18 protein-coding genes are annotated in these 14,902 nt (G+C 44.8%); 6 read left to right on the top strand and 12 right to left on the bottom strand.

The features are described from left to right. Positions 1–64: 64 nt before the first annotated feature. Genes ychF through rsmG form a run of 6 tightly spaced genes read right to left on the bottom strand, consistent with a single transcriptional unit; the run spans position 65 to position 4,648 of the window. A complete protein-coding gene (ychF, locus tag LRC_RS09465) occupies positions 65–1,168 on the bottom strand; it encodes a redox-regulated ATPase YchF (RefSeq protein WP_014074208.1) in 1,104 nt (367 codons plus the stop codon). Between the two features lie 24 nt (positions 1,169–1,192). Then, complete coding sequence (locus LRC_RS09470) at positions 1,193–1,384, bottom strand: DUF951 domain-containing protein (RefSeq protein WP_003694727.1); 192 nt, start codon at positions 1,382–1,384, stop codon at positions 1,193–1,195. 11 nt (positions 1,385–1,395) lie between these two features. Further along, positions 1,396–2,277 carry a ParB/RepB/Spo0J family partition protein gene (locus LRC_RS09475; protein WP_014074209.1) on the bottom strand — a complete coding sequence of 294 codons (882 nt, stop codon included), beginning with the start codon at positions 2,275–2,277 and terminating at the stop codon, positions 1,396–1,398. After that, positions 2,258–3,034, bottom strand: coding sequence for a ParA family protein (locus tag LRC_RS09480; protein WP_014074210.1), 777 nt, complete (start codon positions 3,032–3,034; stop codon positions 2,258–2,260). Before LRC_RS09480 ends, LRC_RS09475 begins: the two co-directional genes overlap by 20 nt. 12 nt (positions 3,035–3,046) lie before the next feature. Continuing rightward, a complete protein-coding gene (gene noc / locus LRC_RS09485; RefSeq protein WP_014074211.1) occupies positions 3,047–3,892 on the bottom strand; it encodes a nucleoid occlusion protein in 846 nt (281 codons plus the stop codon). 18 nt (positions 3,893–3,910) lie between these two features. Further along, positions 3,911–4,648 (bottom strand): 16S rRNA (guanine(527)-N(7))-methyltransferase RsmG, encoded by a 738-nt coding sequence (gene rsmG, locus LRC_RS09490; RefSeq protein ID WP_041820178.1) that lies wholly within the window; start codon positions 4,646–4,648, stop codon positions 3,911–3,913. 248 nt (positions 4,649–4,896) lie between these two features. Between rsmG and LRC_RS09495 the strand changes: the two genes are divergently transcribed. Further along, complete coding sequence (locus LRC_RS09495) at positions 4,897–5,757, top strand: alpha/beta hydrolase (protein WP_014074213.1); 861 nt, start codon at positions 4,897–4,899, stop codon at positions 5,755–5,757. 1,363 nt (positions 5,758–7,120) lie between these two features. Here LRC_RS09495 and LRC_RS11615 read toward each other — a convergent pair. The 6 genes from LRC_RS11615 to LRC_RS09525 are packed head-to-tail and all read right to left on the bottom strand — an operon-like array spanning position 7,121 to position 10,879. After that, positions 7,121–7,588 carry a hypothetical protein gene (locus LRC_RS11615; protein WP_014074214.1) on the bottom strand — a complete coding sequence of 156 codons (468 nt, stop codon included), beginning with the start codon at positions 7,586–7,588 and terminating at the stop codon, positions 7,121–7,123. Then, positions 7,569–8,231: an ABC transporter ATP-binding protein gene (locus tag LRC_RS09505; protein WP_014074215.1), complete on the bottom strand. Its 663-nt coding sequence runs from the start codon at positions 8,229–8,231 to the stop codon at positions 7,569–7,571. Before LRC_RS09505 ends, LRC_RS11615 begins: the two co-directional genes overlap by 20 nt. A gap of 11 nt (positions 8,232–8,242) precedes the next feature. Beyond that, positions 8,243–8,893 carry a hypothetical protein gene (locus LRC_RS09510; protein WP_014074216.1) on the bottom strand — a complete coding sequence of 217 codons (651 nt, stop codon included), beginning with the start codon at positions 8,891–8,893 and terminating at the stop codon, positions 8,243–8,245. Further along, on the bottom strand, positions 8,890–9,624 hold the full coding sequence (locus LRC_RS09515) for a hypothetical protein (protein WP_014074217.1): 735 nt from the start codon (positions 9,622–9,624) through the stop codon (positions 8,890–8,892). The genes LRC_RS09510 and LRC_RS09515 overlap by 4 nt, the downstream gene beginning before the upstream one ends. Continuing rightward, positions 9,611–10,411, bottom strand: coding sequence for a hypothetical protein (locus LRC_RS09520; RefSeq protein ID WP_014074218.1), 801 nt, complete (start codon positions 10,409–10,411; stop codon positions 9,611–9,613). The genes LRC_RS09515 and LRC_RS09520 overlap by 14 nt, the downstream gene beginning before the upstream one ends. Positions 10,412–10,459: 48 nt before the next feature. Continuing rightward, a complete protein-coding gene (locus LRC_RS09525) occupies positions 10,460–10,879 on the bottom strand; it encodes a hypothetical protein (protein ID WP_041820182.1) in 420 nt (139 codons plus the stop codon). A 123-nt stretch (positions 10,880–11,002) separates the two neighbouring features. On the opposite strand from LRC_RS09525, the gene LRC_RS09530 reads away from it, so the two are divergent. From LRC_RS09530 to LRC_RS09550, 5 genes are all read left to right on the top strand, one after another. After that, positions 11,003–11,233 carry a helix-turn-helix domain-containing protein gene (locus tag LRC_RS09530; RefSeq protein ID WP_041820184.1) on the top strand — a complete coding sequence of 77 codons (231 nt, stop codon included), beginning with the start codon at positions 11,003–11,005 and terminating at the stop codon, positions 11,231–11,233. A gap of 512 nt (positions 11,234–11,745) precedes the next feature. Further along, entirely contained in the window at positions 11,746–12,621 is an 876-nt protein-coding gene (locus tag LRC_RS09535) for a metal ABC transporter solute-binding protein, Zn/Mn family (protein ID WP_014074219.1), read from the top strand. An 18-nt stretch (positions 12,622–12,639) separates the two neighbouring features. After that, positions 12,640–13,296 carry a metal ABC transporter ATP-binding protein gene (locus LRC_RS09540; protein WP_014074220.1) on the top strand — a complete coding sequence of 219 codons (657 nt, stop codon included), beginning with the start codon at positions 12,640–12,642 and terminating at the stop codon, positions 13,294–13,296. Then, positions 13,296–14,096 (top strand): metal ABC transporter permease, encoded by an 801-nt coding sequence (locus LRC_RS09545; RefSeq protein ID WP_014074221.1) that lies wholly within the window; start codon positions 13,296–13,298, stop codon positions 14,094–14,096. The genes LRC_RS09540 and LRC_RS09545 overlap by 1 nt, the downstream gene beginning before the upstream one ends. Before the next feature lie 194 nt (positions 14,097–14,290). Next, on the top strand, positions 14,291–14,854 hold the full coding sequence (locus LRC_RS09550; protein WP_014074222.1) for an ECF transporter S component: 564 nt from the start codon (positions 14,291–14,293) through the stop codon (positions 14,852–14,854). The last annotated feature ends 48 nt before the right edge of the window (positions 14,855–14,902 follow it).

Consider the following 14,902-nt stretch of genomic DNA (forward strand, 5'->3'; position numbering starts at 1 on the left):
TGCCAATGCTTTCAATCATTGGCAAATCTGCCTTTGACTCAAAGTCCAAGCATCGAATTCCCCATTAGACGTTAAATCTGAATTCGATGATGTCGCCGTCCTGAACGACGTAATCTTTGCCTTCGAGGCGCAATCTGCCGGCTTCTCTCACGCCCTGCATGCTGCCGTATTTGTCAAGATCTTCAAAGGAAACCGTTTCGGCTCTGATAAATCCACGTTCGAAGTCAGAGTGGATGACGCCGGCTACTTGAGGCGCCTTCATGCCTTGCTTGAAAGTCCAGGCGCGCGTTTCCTTGCCGCCGGCAGTGAAGAACGTTGCCAGGCCCAACAGCTTGTACGAAGCTTTGATCAAACGATCCAGGCCGGATTCTTCAACGCCTTCGGCTTCCAAAAACTCTTGCTTTTCGTCATCATCGAGTTCGGCAATTTCTTCTTCCGTTCGAGCGCAAACGGCCAAAGCTTGCGAGCCTTCTGATTCGGCAAAGTTTTTGATTTGTTGGTAATATTCGCAAGAATCGGGATCGGCCATGTCGTCTTCGCCAATGTTTGCAACGTAAAGCACGGGTTTTGACGTCAACAGGAACAATCCTTTGACGATTTTTTGCTCATCATCGTCGAATTCGAGACTGCGAACCGGCTTGCCTTCTTCCAAAACAGGCTTGATTTTTGACAAAACGTTGAATTCCGCAATCGAATCCTTGTCTTTTTGAGTGCGAGCAACCTTTTCAACGCGCACATAACGTTTGTTGACGGATTCAAGATCGGCCAAAACAAGTTCCATGTTGATCGTGTCGATATCGTCCAACGGATCGACCTTATTAGAAACGTGCGTGATATTTTCGTCATCAAATGCACGGACGACATGCACGATTGCATCAACCTGACGAATGTTTTCCAAGAACTTGTTGCCAAGACCTTCGCCTTTGCTTGCGCCTTTGACGATTCCCGCAATATCGGTAAATTCAAACGTCGTGTGCACGATTTTCTTTGCCGGAATGATTTCATCGATTCGAGCCAAACGCGCATCCGGAACTTCAACCATTCCGACGTTAGGATCGATCGTTGCGAAGGGATAGTTGGCCATTTCGGCACCAGCCTTCGTAATCGCGTTGAATAGTGTCGACTTGCCAACGTTTGGCAATCCGACGATACCTGCTGTTAATGCCATTTTGTTTTTCCACTCTTTCTTAATTTAATCTTCCCTTGGAGCTTTCTCCAAAACTTTTTTCATTTTTTTGTCGAACTCGCGTCTTGGCAGCATGATCAAGCGACCGCATTTTGTGCACTGGATCTTAATGTCCATTCCCATTCTGATAATTTCCCAACGGTTTTCTCCGCACGGGTGCGGCTTTTTCATCTCGACAATATCATGCAAATCGTACATAAAAGACACCCCTAATCCAATGTAATGTCCAAGATTTCAAGAATGCGATTCAAATCATCATTTGAAAGATAATCGATTTCGATCTTGCCTTTGCCTGTCTTTTGACTGCTCTTGATTGAAACCTTCGTACTGAATTTTTCACGCAAAAGCTCTTCGCTATGTTTCAAATAAGGCGAAAGCTTTTCCGGTTTCTTGACCTTCTTTTGCTTGTCCCTTTCACCGTTCAGTTCATTGACGATGCTTTCCAATTGGCGCACCGTTAAGCCTTCCTTAACGGTTTTTTCTGCCAAAGCAACCAATTTCTTCTTGTCTTTTACCGAAAGAAGCGTCCGGGCTTGTCCCATCGAGAGACTGCCCTTTTGCAGGAAGTCTTTGACGGCTTTCGGCAAACTCAGCAAGCGCAAATAGTTGGCGATGTACGGCCGAGATTTCCCGAGTTTTTCTGAAACCTGCGCTTGCGTAAGATTCAGATTTTCCATCAGCGTATTGTATGCCTGAGCTTCTTCAAGCGGTGTCAGATCTTCTCTTTGAAGGTTTTCCAACACGGCGATTTCCATCATTTCTTCTTCGTTCAGATCGCGCACGATTGCAGGAATCGTTGTTCTTTTGGCCATCTTGGAAGCACGATAGCGGCGTTCGCCGGCAATGATCTCATATCCGGAAACCTTTGACTGACGAACGATGATCGGTTGAAAAACGCCTTGTTTTCTGATTGAGTCAGAAAGTTCCGACAAACTTGTTTCATCAAATGTTTTACGCGGCTGATACGGATTTGATCTGATATCACTAAGATTCAATTCGACAACTGTTTCGTCAGCCGTTGCCGTTTCGTCAAATTCAGTGAATAATGCGTCAAGTCCGCGACCCAGTCCTTTATTTTTCCTTTGAGGCATGAGCAGCCAAAACCTCCTTTGCTAAAGCTTGATATTCAATTGCGCCTTTTGATTTTTCGTCATAATCGACGATTGGAAGTCCGTAGCTTGGAGCTTCCGACAAACGCACGTTTCTTGGAATGATCGTCTGATAAACGGTGTCTCCAAAGTATTTTTTGACTTCTTCAACGACTTGATTTCCGAGGTTCGTTCTCGAATCAAGCATCGTCATCAAGACGCCTTCAATTTTCAAATCAGGGTTGAAGTGACGCTGAACGAGCTTGACGGTATTCATCAGCTGATTTAACCCTTCCAAAGCGTAATATTCGCTTTGAACGGGAATCAGAATCGAATCGCAGGTCGTAAAAGCGTTGATCGTCAGCAGACCCAGCGAAGGCGGACAGTCGATCAAAACGTAGTCATATGCATCTTTTGCCAAAACGCACGCATCGGCCAGGCGTTTTTCGCGCGCCATCTGCGAAGTAAGCTCAATTTCGGCACCCGACAAGCGAATCGTTGCCGGAACAACGTCCAGATTTTGACGTTGCGTATGCATCACAACGTCTTCAAGCGGAACGTCATTGATCAAAACATCATATACATCTTGCTTGATGTCAGGCTTTTTGATTCCGATTCCGCTTGTGGCATTTCCCTGAGCATCCATGTCGATCAGAAGAACCCTTTGCCCCAAATCTGTCAAACATGCGGCCAGATTGACGCTGGTTGTCGTTTTGCCGACGCCGCCTTTTTGATTTGCAACTGCAATGATAGTACCCACTTTTAATCCCCCTTATTGTTTTTTGTTTGGAATATCAATAATTATCCTGTGAAATTCAGCGTTGTCCTCCTCATGCATTACAACGTCGACGCCGTTTTTCTGCACCATGTCGACCGCGCCCTTAACGGTATTGATTGCGATTCTGACGTCCTTGACGACGCCTCTGACGCGCTTTTTCTCAGGTTTTCTTTCCGCTTTTTCGCGCAGGCTTTTGACGAGTTTCTCCGTTTCTTTAACGGACAAGTGATTGGCCGCGACTTCATTCAAAACATAAATCTGCTGTCCTTTTTCAAGTCCGCTCATTGCCCTGCCGTGTCGTTCACTGATCGACTTGTTCATAATTGCTTCTTTTACTTTATCGCACAGCTTCAAAAGACGCAACTTATTGGCTATGAATGACTGGCTCTTGCCGATTTCCTTTGCGAGATCCTGCTGCGTCAGCTGATTGAGTTCCATCAGCCGACTATATGCCTGTGCTTCTTCAATTGCAGTCAGTCCCTCCCTTTGGAGATTTTCGATGATTGCAAATGAAGCGGATTCGCGATCGCCCATTTCCTTCACGATAGCAGGAACTTTTTCCCATTTAAGCGAGCAGACGGCCCTGAACCTGCGTTCTCCGGCAATAATTTCATACTTTCCGTCACTGCATTTTCTCAGAATAATCGGCTGCAAAAGGCCGTGATTCTGAATCGTTTCGGCAAGTTCTCCGATGCTTTCCCTGGAAAAAATCTTGCGAGGCTGATTGCGATTGGGAACGATCAAAGAAACGGCGATTTTTTCAACGCGGTCCCTGTCATCTTTTGGCGTTTCGATGCTTTCCTGATTCTTATTATTGCCCTTAAAAAAAGAAAATGGCATACAAATCGCTCCTTTACCTTATGCTCTAGGCTTTTCAAGCGGCATCTTGGCTGGCGTCCCGGCCTTTCTAGGATATTTTTTCGGAGTCTGCCTGATTTTTTCGATTGTAATGATATGACGCACGTCATCCGTTTCGGGAAGGTGAAAAACGGCATCGTCAACCAGCTTTCCTCCGAGACTTTCAATCGCATACTCCGCATCTTCAAGTTCTTGTTCCGACTTTTGCGCCTTGAGCGCGATGAAACGACCCCCGACTCTTGCAAGAGGCAGACAATACTCCGATAAAACCGACAGACGCGCAACGGCTCTTGCCGTCACGACGTCATAGCTTTCGCGATGCTTGCTCTTTTTGCCGGCAAACTCTTCAGCTCTGCCGTGATGAAATTCGACTTCTTCCAACCCCAGTCGTTCCGAAAGATCGTTCAAAAAACGAATTCGCTTATTAAGCGAGTCAACGATCGTTACTTTAAGATTCGGAAATGCGATTTTCATCGGAATCGACGGAAACCCGGCACCGGCTCCCACGTCGCAAAGCGTCAAAGCTTCTGTCTGAAGATCTTTGACGGTCAATGCCGGAATCAGAGAATCGTAAAAGTGCTTGAGATAGACTTCATCTTTTTGGGTAATCGCCGTCAGATTGACGTGCTCGTTCACGGCGACGAGATATTCATAATAATCCGCAAATTGCTGCATCTGATGGTCGCTTAGTTCAACACCTCGTGCAGCCAATGCTTGACGAAATTCTTCTGGTGTCATCATTTTCCTCTTGCATTTTCTCAAATTTTGTGAAACATGACGCAAGCGCCTTGTTTCACACGCTACCTACAATAGTAAGTTATTTTTTAATGAAAAACAAGCCTTTACGGCAACTCTTAATTATAAATTTGATGGCAAAAAATTACTTAAAAAGCTATGATTGAACTAAAGAATTTTTGAAAGGTCGTGATTCCTTGAAACAATACTCATTTGACGAATTTCCGTCCTCTCCTTTGGCGCCCGAAGGAATGAAAACTCTAAACGAACCGATGAGTCCTTTTTATCCGCAAGTGATTCAAAACGTCTGTTATGCCGTCAAAGATGGTCAGGCTCTGCATTTGACAATCATCGTACCCGCTCACGAAGAAACTGAAACGAAGCATTATCCTCTTATCATGTATACCCAGGGCTCTGCATTTAAACGACAAAACCTCACCAGACACCTGGTTCCGCTGATTGAGGTCGCAAAACATGGCTACGTTGTCGCAATCGTCGAATATCGTCCGACTCCGACGGGAATTTTTCCGGCGCAAATCAAGGATTTGAAGACTGCCACGCGCTATATGTTGAATCACGCTTTCGAGTACAGCGTCGATCCGTATCGCTACGCATGCTTCGGCGACTCATCCGGCGCATATGCCTCAGTCATGGCTTGCGTTACCGGCAACATGCAGGAATTTTCAGACGAAGACGTGCGCTTTTCCCCGCTGCACTACCGCGCCTGCGTCGATTTTTACGGGCCAATCGACTTCTCGCGCATGCAGGAATTTCCGACGAACCATGATCATGAAAGCGAAAAAAGTCCGACGGGCCTGCTGTTTGGCGGCGTCAATATCCGCACGGTGCCTGATCTTCTTGAAAAATCCAGTGCCTTGAACTATATCGATTCAAAAAAGCTGCCGCCGTTTTTGATCATGCACGGTAAAAAGGATCGCATGGTGCCGTTTTCTCAAAGCGTGATGCTGTATGAAAAACTCAGACAGACCGATCATTGTGCCGATTTTTACGCGCTTGAAAATTGCGACCACGGTTCCGATGCGTTCTTTACGCCATATTCCTTGACCATTGCTTTAAATTTTTTATCAAAGAACTTAAAAAAGGGCAACTAACTTCTAGCAAAGTTCACTTAAAGCTCTTGTTTAATTCACAAGTCATTCATAAGTTTAGTTTATCTTTAAAACATACCTAATAACAACAAACATATTTCACTTACTCCCCCCTAAAAAGTAAGTGATGATTCAAGCGGTCTCCCTAAGCCGCTTGGATAAATATTCCTTTTTCTCCGCGGTTCCCCAATCGTGGAGTTTTTTTCTGCAAATCATCCTCGTCTCTGCTTCTGCGCTGAAACGGGGATGATTTTGTTTTATGCGGTTGCCGGGGGCCGTGGACGACGGATTTGGGCTGGACGGTAGAAAATTTTTTCAATTTTGGGGAATTTTGTTCTGCTTTTGGAAACGCGAGTGACAAGAGCGGGCGTGACGACAAACAAAAATTGTTAAAATAGCGTGACTTTTGTCTACAAGTCTTCATAAAGCATTTTTCTATGAGAAATCCAGCGTCGTCAGCCACATTCAGAAATCATTCAGATACATTAGTCCATTTTTCTCAGCAAAATCCTGCTGTCATCCTTTCGATTACGGGCAGATCTTAAAAATCGCCGTTTTGCCCGTAACCAACATTGAATCTCGAGGGACAGTAGACAAAAAACGGAGTGAATGCCTCTTTTTTGTCTACCAGACTCTCCGAATATGGCCCGTGTGACCTCGAAAGTAGGCAAAAAACGGGGGAAATGTGTGATTTTTGTCTACCGGACACTCTGAAATTGGGGCGCGCAACCTCGAAAGTAGACAAAAAACGGAGTGAATGCCTCTTTTTTGTCTACCGGACTCTCCGAATATGGCCCGTGTGACCTCGAAAGTAGGCAAAAAATGGGGGAAATGTGTGATTTTTGTCTACCGGGCTCTCCGAATATGGCCCGCGCGGCCTCGAAAGTAGAACAAAATCATCCAAAATTGAGAAAATGTTCTACCGCCGACTCCAAATTCGGCCCGCGCTGCCCTGAGAGTAGAACAAAATCATCCAAAATTGAGAAAATGTTCTACTCAGTTACCTTTGCCAAAGTAGTGTGGCCTCAGATTACGAGCAAATCTCAGAAATCAACGTTTTGCCCGTAACCGAGGTCAGGTGCAGTAATTGAGCAGATTATGTGCAGCACTGCATTTGTCAAAATCACTGCCGTTTACGGACAAAATGGGCAAAAACGGCCGTTTGTCCGTAAAATACGTTTTGCTTACGGACAAATCAGCAAAAAATGGTGCTCTGTCCGTAAATACCATCCCTAGGTTACTGAAAGCGCCCTCTTTTGGCTGTTTTCATCGCAGCAGGAGCTTGTCATGCATACGCAAAAACCGGTTTAGATTTGCAATCAACTGCAAATCAACCGGTTTTTCACTTCGGGCCATATTTTCCTCATCATTCAAAAAAATATTCAGCATATTTCATTTTGCCGAGCTTGTACCACAGCACGGTCTTGACGCCTTTTTTGCCAAAGTCTTCCTTATTGATTTTTCCTTCAATGACGTTTCTGCCCGGCTTGAGCCTGAGTCCTTCCGAAGCCTTGCCGTTGACTTTGTACGAGTCAAAATAATCAACCGTTCCTTCAGGCGTATTGACCAGCTGCAGATTTTCCAGAGATTGCGCCTTTTGGCTGTTCACGATCAGTTTGAAACAAACCTTCTTCGGTTCGACCTTTTCAACGTAGCGTTCAATCTCAATCTGCCTGCCGAAAAGTTTCGTTCCAGCCTTTGCGCTGCAGCGAACGATTTTATACTGTCGGGCCAGCGCTGCATTTTCATGCCGAACTAACAAGAGACCTGCCGAAACCAAAGCCAACAAGACGAGTCCGATGCCGACAAAGCCTTTATTCGTCAATTTTTTCATCGCAATTAACCGCCTCTTTTTTGATCCTGCCTTCGCTCACGTAATAGATCTTATCCGCTACGTCAGTGATGAACGTCTTGTCGTGACTGGAAATCAGCAAGGTTTTGCCGCGTTTTCTTTGTTCAAGCACGAGTCGCTTCAAAAATTCCTGACCGTCTTCGTCCAAAGCATTGGTCGGCTCGTCAAAAATCAGAAGACTCGGATCGGACAGCATCGCCATCGCCAAAAGCAAGCGCTGCTTCATCCCAAGCGAGTATTCCTTGTACGTTCTCTGATTGTTCGGATCGAGCCCGACATATCTCAAAAGCTTGTCCAAATCGTGTTTTTCAGACGCCAAAATATCCATCAGTTCCAGATTCTGCCTGCCGGTCTTGTCGGCCAAGGCCGCATATTCGACCATTGAATACCCAGTATCTTCGGCAAACAGGATGTCTTTTCGAAGCTTCTTTCCGTGCACGAAAACCTGCCCCGAATCAGGTTTCAAAAAGCCAAGAATCGTCTTGAAGATCAAACTTTTACCGGACCCGTTCGGACCAACGAAGCCGTAAATGCCCGGTTCGGAAATTTCAAGCGAAATATCGTCCAAAGCCACAAGGCTCTTCATTTTTTTAGTTACGTGTTCAATTTTTACGATGCTGCTCATCAAAAATCACCTCAAATAAAATCCAACTGCTTGATTCTAAAACCGCACCAAGCGATGATGATCAGCATTAGCAATGCTGCCAAAACATCCCCTGGCAAAATCGCCGTTCCTCTGACAAACATCAACCGGTCAAAAAACGGCATCCCATCGGCAAAAATTGTCAAAACCGCAATGACGACGACTAGCCCTTCGCAGATTACGGGCGAAAAAATCAGAGTCAGGAAGGCAAAGCACGCTAAAAACAAGAGCAGGCAAAACACTGCGGTCCATGCAAAATGCAGAGAATGATGCCTCGTCATAACCAACAGCAGCAAAACATTTGCTCCTCCGACCGAAAACAGATTCAGAACCGAACAAAAAAGATACTTGCCAAGACTGATGCTTGCGACCAACGGATAGTCATGCAAAATCAATTTGCGAAAGGAATCACCGATGACGACCTGATTAAAAATCACGATCAAAAACCATGACATCGGAAAGTACGGATTGCCTCTGAAATCTGAAATACCCTGCATCACGTCGCTTAAAAGCGGCCTTTGTCCAATTTTGGAATACTGAAAAACGGCAATGGCGCACAAAACAAGCATGATCAGTTCGCGGCGCCAAACGTTTCCGAGCATCAGTTTCATGTTTCTTGAAAAAAGTTTTCCAAAAACTTTCAACTCAAGCGCTCCCTTCTAAAAAGAGTCTTCTTGAAAATTTCAGACGCCAAAACGGCATAGCCTGCATTGATCAAACAGTCCAATGCAAATTCAAAAAAGCCAAAGCTTGTTGCATCGGGAATCAGCAAACCGCGCATGATCCAAACGGAAATGCCAAAAAATTCGAACGTTTTGGCTTCAATCAAAAACACGATTTGAAACAACAGCCACGTTAAAGGTTTTGACAGCACGTTTTCCAAAGCAAACGTCATGCACCCGAAAGCAAACCAGGCTAAAAAAAACAAACTCAAATCTCCTGCCAGGCAGAAGAAGGTTGTTTTTTGCACCTGATATCTGCCGCCAAAAAAGATTGCAAAAACCAACAGGCCCAAAATGGCGCCAGAAGTCAGGATGAAACAGGCTAAAAAGACCTTCGACCTTGTCAAACGTCCGATCTTTTCAGGCTGTTTCAACACAAACATTTCCCTTTCAAATCCGCAATCAGTCAACAACAGCAAAAAAATGGCCGAAAAAACGGGAAACAGTCCCAATTCACAATACTGAAGATTCGAAAAACTCGCAACGAACATTCTGCCGAGCTCAGTGTCGCCTTTATTCCCTATTGCAATATTGGCCCTGCATTTTGAAAGAACGGACGCAAAAGTCAAAACCGAAACGGCCAATCCCAAAACAAGAGCCTTGATGCGCGATTTTTTCGACGTTTTTTTCAAGAGATACTTATATGCTTGCATGCTTTCTTACCCCGACAATCTGAAAGACAAAAAGCAGCGCGACGCAGACCAGATAAAAGGCCGCCAAGCATCCAAGCGACGGCAGGTACATCTGCGACATGACCGGAAGCACCAGCAAAAACGACGGCAGATTGACGATTTTCTGATTGGCCAGCACGAAGAAGATCAACCCGATGATAAAGCCGCTGAACATGACCGTGAACCTGTTTGAAAAATAAAGTCCGCAAACGGCCGTCAGCATTCCGAACAATCCTGCCGCACACCCTGACAGAATTATATAAAACAAAATCAATTTAAATGGTTTAGAGTACATCCATTCAACGTGATACGTGAACAAACGACTGTAGCCTTCGCCTGAATTCAGCACTTGATCCGGCAAAACGTTCGGCAGCAGCAAAAAAACAAACATGACGTCTGCCGCCAAAACAAGCACGGTCTCGATAAACGTGACCGCATAAACCGAAGTCAGCGAACCGAGCACATAGCCGATTTTGCCCTTTTTCTGCAGCACGTGCATGATAAAGCCGCTGTTTGCGTCATCATACGTCATCTGACTGTTTCCGAGCGCTGCCATGAACGGAATCATCAACGAAAAAATGAGGCTCCAAAACGTGTCTGCCATAATCCATTTATAGTACGGACAAAATGCTTCCGGACTGTTTTTGAATTCGCCGATTTGCATGCGGAGAAAGCCGACCGCAAAAACAACGTGCAATAAAACGACTATCAGTCCGAGCAAAAAACCCGAAAGGTACCTTCTGGAAAAGGAACGCTTTACAAAATACACGATTTCACTTCCTATCAATGAAAGAATGATGCTTTTTCCAAATCTATATTAATATTTTCCACAATCTGCATGCCAAGTTCCATAGGCACTTCCATTCCCCCAAGATGATGCTTCAAGCCAAACGTTGTTTCCTTTGCCGTATTTTTCAACCGCATAATTAGTTATATAATATGTGTGGTTTCCATATATTCTTCTAGAACTACCAATAGAAGTGTTTCCCTTTCCGCCAACTAAATAACTGTGAATGTATGGCGTAACTGTATACCAAGGACGGGTGCACTTAGTTGATTTAAAATAAATATAAGACTTAGTCCATTTCTGTTGCCTATATGTTGCATCATATGGACTATTCCACCTGAATTCAAAATGAACGTATGACGTATTAGCAGCAGATGCTACGGAACCAAAGTTAGCAAAAAGAAGCAATACTCCTAAGATAACAGCCACTAATAAATTTCTCTTCTTCATAAAAAACACTCCCTCATTTTTAATCTTTTTGTAACATTACTACATGTGTCATTATACTATAATTAACTCAATTGTTGATTTGATTATTCATATTTGCATATTATTTTTTTGGGGGGCAGATTTATGAATTATGGGAAAATATTTAAATTGCTTCGCAAAGAACAGGGCTTGTCGCAAAAGCAGGTTGCAGCAGGCATCGTCTCGCAATCAACCTTGTCTCGCTTTGAAGAATCCGGAAACATCGATTTTTTGTCATTTATTCTTCTGTTGAAACGACTCGGAATGACCCCTTTGGAATTTATACAGTATTGTGATGATTTTGAAATAGGCGATTCTGATTATTGCCTTAAATAATTCTTAAATAATTCGATATATTTTCTTTAAATCCATTGTGTACAATTAAATTACAGCTTGAAGTAGAACACCAAAATTTGAATACACCCGCATCTGATTCTCCCCTTTCAGATGCGTCGGAAAGCTGATAATGCTGCGGACTTTCCCCAGTCTGCAGCTACAACACATACTCCTTTTTTCCTCCGTATTTCCCCATACGGAGGTTTTTTGTGTCTTCAGCGCAATTCTTCGTGCCTGACGCGGACTGCCAAAAACCAGAAGACGCTTTCGGGGTCGAGACGTTTCCTCAATCACTGATTGCCGAATGTTTCATTCAAAAATTCAAAAAAATTTAAATCGTAATCTTACTCCTCTTATTACGCTTAACATCGTAATACCGTTTTTGGCTAAATCGTAATAAGGTTGATATATCAACGTTTCTTGCTTGACAGTCATATTTTGGGCGGTTATGATTTTAATCGTAACAATTACTAACTAAAACTCAGATACGCTGTTAAGGAAAGGAATTATGCATGAATAAAAGAACTCATCTGCTCTCATTATGTCTTTTGACGATCTGTACGCTGCTTATTCTCGGGGGATGCGCGAACCAAAGCAAAAAAAGCAGCTCTGACAAACTGAAAGTGGTTTCGACTCTGGATTTTTACGGAGAAACTGCCAAGGCGGTCCTTGGCAAAAACGGAACCGTCACGTCCCTTATCGACAACCCGAACATCGACCCGCACGACTTTGAAGCAACGACCAAAACGGCCAAACAAACCGCAAATGCCGACGTCATCATCAGAAACGGCGCCGGCTATGACGACTGGATCAAAAAACTTTCGGACAAAAAGAGCGTTTCCGCTGCCGAATTGATGAACGTCAAAGAGGGGCAAAACGAACACCTCTGGTACAATCCTGAAACGATGTCAAGGCTTGCGGATGAACTGGTCAATGTTTTTTCAAAAAAAATGCCGTCAAAAAAAGCTGAATTCAAGCAAAATGCCGCTGCCTACAAGAAAAAAGTCGCCAGACTGAACAGCGAACTCGAAAAAATCAGAGCTGAAAGAATTGAGAAGCCAGTGGCCGTTTCGGAGCCGGTTTTTGACTACTCACTTGAAAAAATGGGTTACAAAGTCGCAAACGCTCACTTTGCCAAGGCAGTCGAAGAAGAAAGCGATCCGTCATATACGGACATCAAGAATCTGCAAAATAGAATCAAGCGAAAAGAAATCGCCTTTTTCGTGTATAATGTTCAAAGCGACGGCACGACCGTCAAAAACATCGTAAATCTTTGCAGAAAACACGACATCCCGGTTGTCAAGGTAACGGAGACGCTGCCAGAAGGAAAGAACTATTTCAATTGGCTGCAATCGGAATATCGTCAAATTGCAGAAATCGAAAAATAATCGGAAAGAAGAACGACTATGGATTCTATTTTGAAAGTGACCAACCTGAATCTGAAAATCCCCGACCGAACGCTTTTTTCAAATCTGTCATTTGAAATTCCGCGCGGAAAACTGACCTGTATCACGGGTGAAAACGGCGTCGGCAAAACGACTTTGATCAAGCATCTCCTAGCGGATTTATCGCATGACTACGAGGAACACGCCAAGTTCATGGTTTCAAGAGATCAGGTTCAATACGTGCCGCAGCTTCGAAGCATTGATGACGAATATCCGCTTTGCATTCGTGATTTTGCGGCTTTCGGGCTCAAAACCAACAGCATTTTTTTGAACAAAGAAGCCAAAGAAAAACTGGCCGCCATCCTCTCTGAAACCAATTTGACAAAAATTGCCGACCGACCGCTCGGACGCGCTTCCGGCGGGGAAAAGCAACGTGCCTATCTCGCCCAGGCTCTTTGTGCCAATCCGAAGCTTTTGATTTTAGACGAAGCAACCGCGAGTCTTGATCAGACAAGCAAGCACGAACTCTTGAAAATGCTTCGCAACGTCATGAAGGAACATGGCCTGACCATCATGTTCATCACGCACGATCCTGAATTGATTGCCGCTTATGCCGACTACGAACTGCATTTGGCAGACAAATCGGGAAAACTTATCAACAAGGGGGACAAGAACTGATGCTCCAATATGATTTCATGCGCTATGCTTTTATTGCCGGGATTTTCATTGCACTGATCTGCGGCGTCATGGGCGTCTTCGTCGTGGCGCGCCAGACTTCGTTTTTCACGCACACGTTGTCCGAAATCGGTTTTTCCGGTGCTTCGTTCGGCGTCTTTGCCGGCATTTCACCGCTTGCAGGGATGCTTTTGTTCACCTGCTCGTCTGCCCTCCTGATCGGTTTTTCAGGCGAAAAGCTCGGCCGGCGCGAATCTTCAATCAGCGTCTTCTCCGGTCTTTTCCTCGGACTCGGAATTTTGTTTCTATCCCTTTCAAACAAGCAGGCCAATTATGCAACGAGCATTCTCTTCGGGAGCATCGTCGGAATCAATCGCTCAAGCATTGACATTCTGGTCGGATTAAGCATTTTTTTGCTTTTGGTCATTTTCCTGCTGTTCAAGCGCTTGGCCTACAACTCGTTTGATTCGCAAGGCGCCGAATATAATCAGCGTTTCAACAAGTCGATTTCAATCATCTTCTTGATCATGCTTGCGCTGACGATCAGCATCACGGCGCAGATCGTCGGTTCATTGCTGATTTTCGTTTTACTGACGATTCCTGCATCGGCAGCCAAGTATTTTGCGCACACGCTGAAAAAGATGATCGTGCTCAACTTCCTGTTCGCTCTGTTCGGAATCTGGTTCGGCCTTGTTCTGAGCTGGGTGACCGATCTTCCGGTCAGCTTCTTCATCACCGTCATTGAGGCACTGATTTACGGCAGCGCAATCTTGAAGGAACATTTTGAGACATATCAAAAATAATTTATGTCAGCGGATGATTCGCATCTTTTTTGTGAATCATCCGTTTTTTTGTGTCCGCACAGTCGGCATCTCATCCAAGCACATAATTGTATCGATACATTATCCGAAAATTAAATAGAACATCGTTTATTAATTGATTTTTAACCATCCGAAACCTATAATTCACTTAACGCTATTATGAAGAAGGTTTTATTATGAGAAATGAAAAGCTTTACGCAGTAATTCGGGCAGCATTCTTCGCTGCGCTTGACTATGTCTTCGCAATGTTCCAGATTCACGTCCCGTCACCCGTCGGTCACCCGTTCGTCGATCTTGGTTTTTCTTTTGTTGCTCTGGGCACGCTGTTCTTGGGATTCAAGTACGGTTTTATCTCAGGCGCGATCGGCCTTGGCCTTTTTGATCTTCTGAACGGTTACGCCAATCATGCATACCTGACCGTCATGGAAGTCCTTTTGCTGACGGCGGCCGTTGCGGTTTCCTACAGGCTGCTGAAAAGAAATGACGGTCTTTCCCGCTCGTCACTGATTACAATCGGCATTGTCTCCGGCCTCGTCAAGATGTTTTCTGGCTATCTCCGCTATCTCGCCGAAAGTCTCATCGATGCCGGTCTTCCGTTCGGCAAGGCTGCCGTGACCGCGCTCGCAGCGTTTCCGGCCGACTTCGCAACAGGTTTCGTGATGTTCTTTGCAGTTCCAGTATTCTTCGTCGTCATGTCCAGAGTGACAAGCCGGATGAATCTGTCCGTACAGAGACATTGAAACAGGAAATAAGCGACAACGTCATTTTCCTGCGTCCGTGACCACATC

The sequence above is a fragment of the Ligilactobacillus ruminis ATCC 27782 genome, from assembly GCF_000224985.1.
In the GTDB taxonomy this organism is placed as follows: domain Bacteria; phylum Bacillota; class Bacilli; order Lactobacillales; family Lactobacillaceae; genus Ligilactobacillus; species Ligilactobacillus ruminis.

What these genes read in the sequence shown, in the direction of transcription:
- LRC_RS09515 (WP_014074217.1), bottom strand. Translation starts at nt 9,624, where the DNA reads ATGCAAGCATATAAGTATCTCTTGAAAAAAACGTCGAAAAAATCGCGC.
- LRC_RS09540 (WP_014074220.1), top strand. Translation starts at nt 12,640, where the DNA reads ATGGATTCTATTTTGAAAGTGACCAACCTGAATCTGAAAATCCCCGAC.
- LRC_RS09535 (WP_014074219.1), top strand. Translation starts at nt 11,746, where the DNA reads ATGAATAAAAGAACTCATCTGCTCTCATTATGTCTTTTGACGATCTGT.
- noc (WP_014074211.1), bottom strand. Translation starts at nt 3,892, where the DNA reads ATGCCATTTTCTTTTTTTAAGGGCAATAATAAGAATCAGGAAAGCATC.
- LRC_RS09475 (WP_014074209.1), bottom strand. Translation starts at nt 2,277, where the DNA reads ATGCCTCAAAGGAAAAATAAAGGACTGGGTCGCGGACTTGACGCATTA.
- LRC_RS09550 (WP_014074222.1), top strand. Translation starts at nt 14,291, where the DNA reads ATGAGAAATGAAAAGCTTTACGCAGTAATTCGGGCAGCATTCTTCGCT.
- LRC_RS09525 (WP_041820182.1), bottom strand. Translation starts at nt 10,879, where the DNA reads ATGAAGAAGAGAAATTTATTAGTGGCTGTTATCTTAGGAGTATTGCTT.
- LRC_RS09545 (WP_014074221.1), top strand. Translation starts at nt 13,296, where the DNA reads ATGCTCCAATATGATTTCATGCGCTATGCTTTTATTGCCGGGATTTTC.
- LRC_RS09470 (WP_003694727.1), bottom strand. Translation starts at nt 1,384, where the DNA reads ATGTACGATTTGCATGATATTGTCGAGATGAAAAAGCCGCACCCGTGC.
- LRC_RS09495 (WP_014074213.1), top strand. Translation starts at nt 4,897, where the DNA reads ATGAAAACTCTAAACGAACCGATGAGTCCTTTTTATCCGCAAGTGATT.
- LRC_RS09530 (WP_041820184.1), top strand. Translation starts at nt 11,003, where the DNA reads ATGAATTATGGGAAAATATTTAAATTGCTTCGCAAAGAACAGGGCTTG.
- LRC_RS11615 (WP_014074214.1), bottom strand. Translation starts at nt 7,588, where the DNA reads ATGAAAAAATTGACGAATAAAGGCTTTGTCGGCATCGGACTCGTCTTG.
- LRC_RS09505 (WP_014074215.1), bottom strand. Translation starts at nt 8,231, where the DNA reads ATGAGCAGCATCGTAAAAATTGAACACGTAACTAAAAAAATGAAGAGC.
- rsmG (WP_041820178.1), bottom strand. Translation starts at nt 4,648, where the DNA reads ATGACACCAGAAGAATTTCGTCAAGCATTGGCTGCACGAGGTGTTGAA.
- ychF (WP_014074208.1), bottom strand. Translation starts at nt 1,168, where the DNA reads ATGGCATTAACAGCAGGTATCGTCGGATTGCCAAACGTTGGCAAGTCG.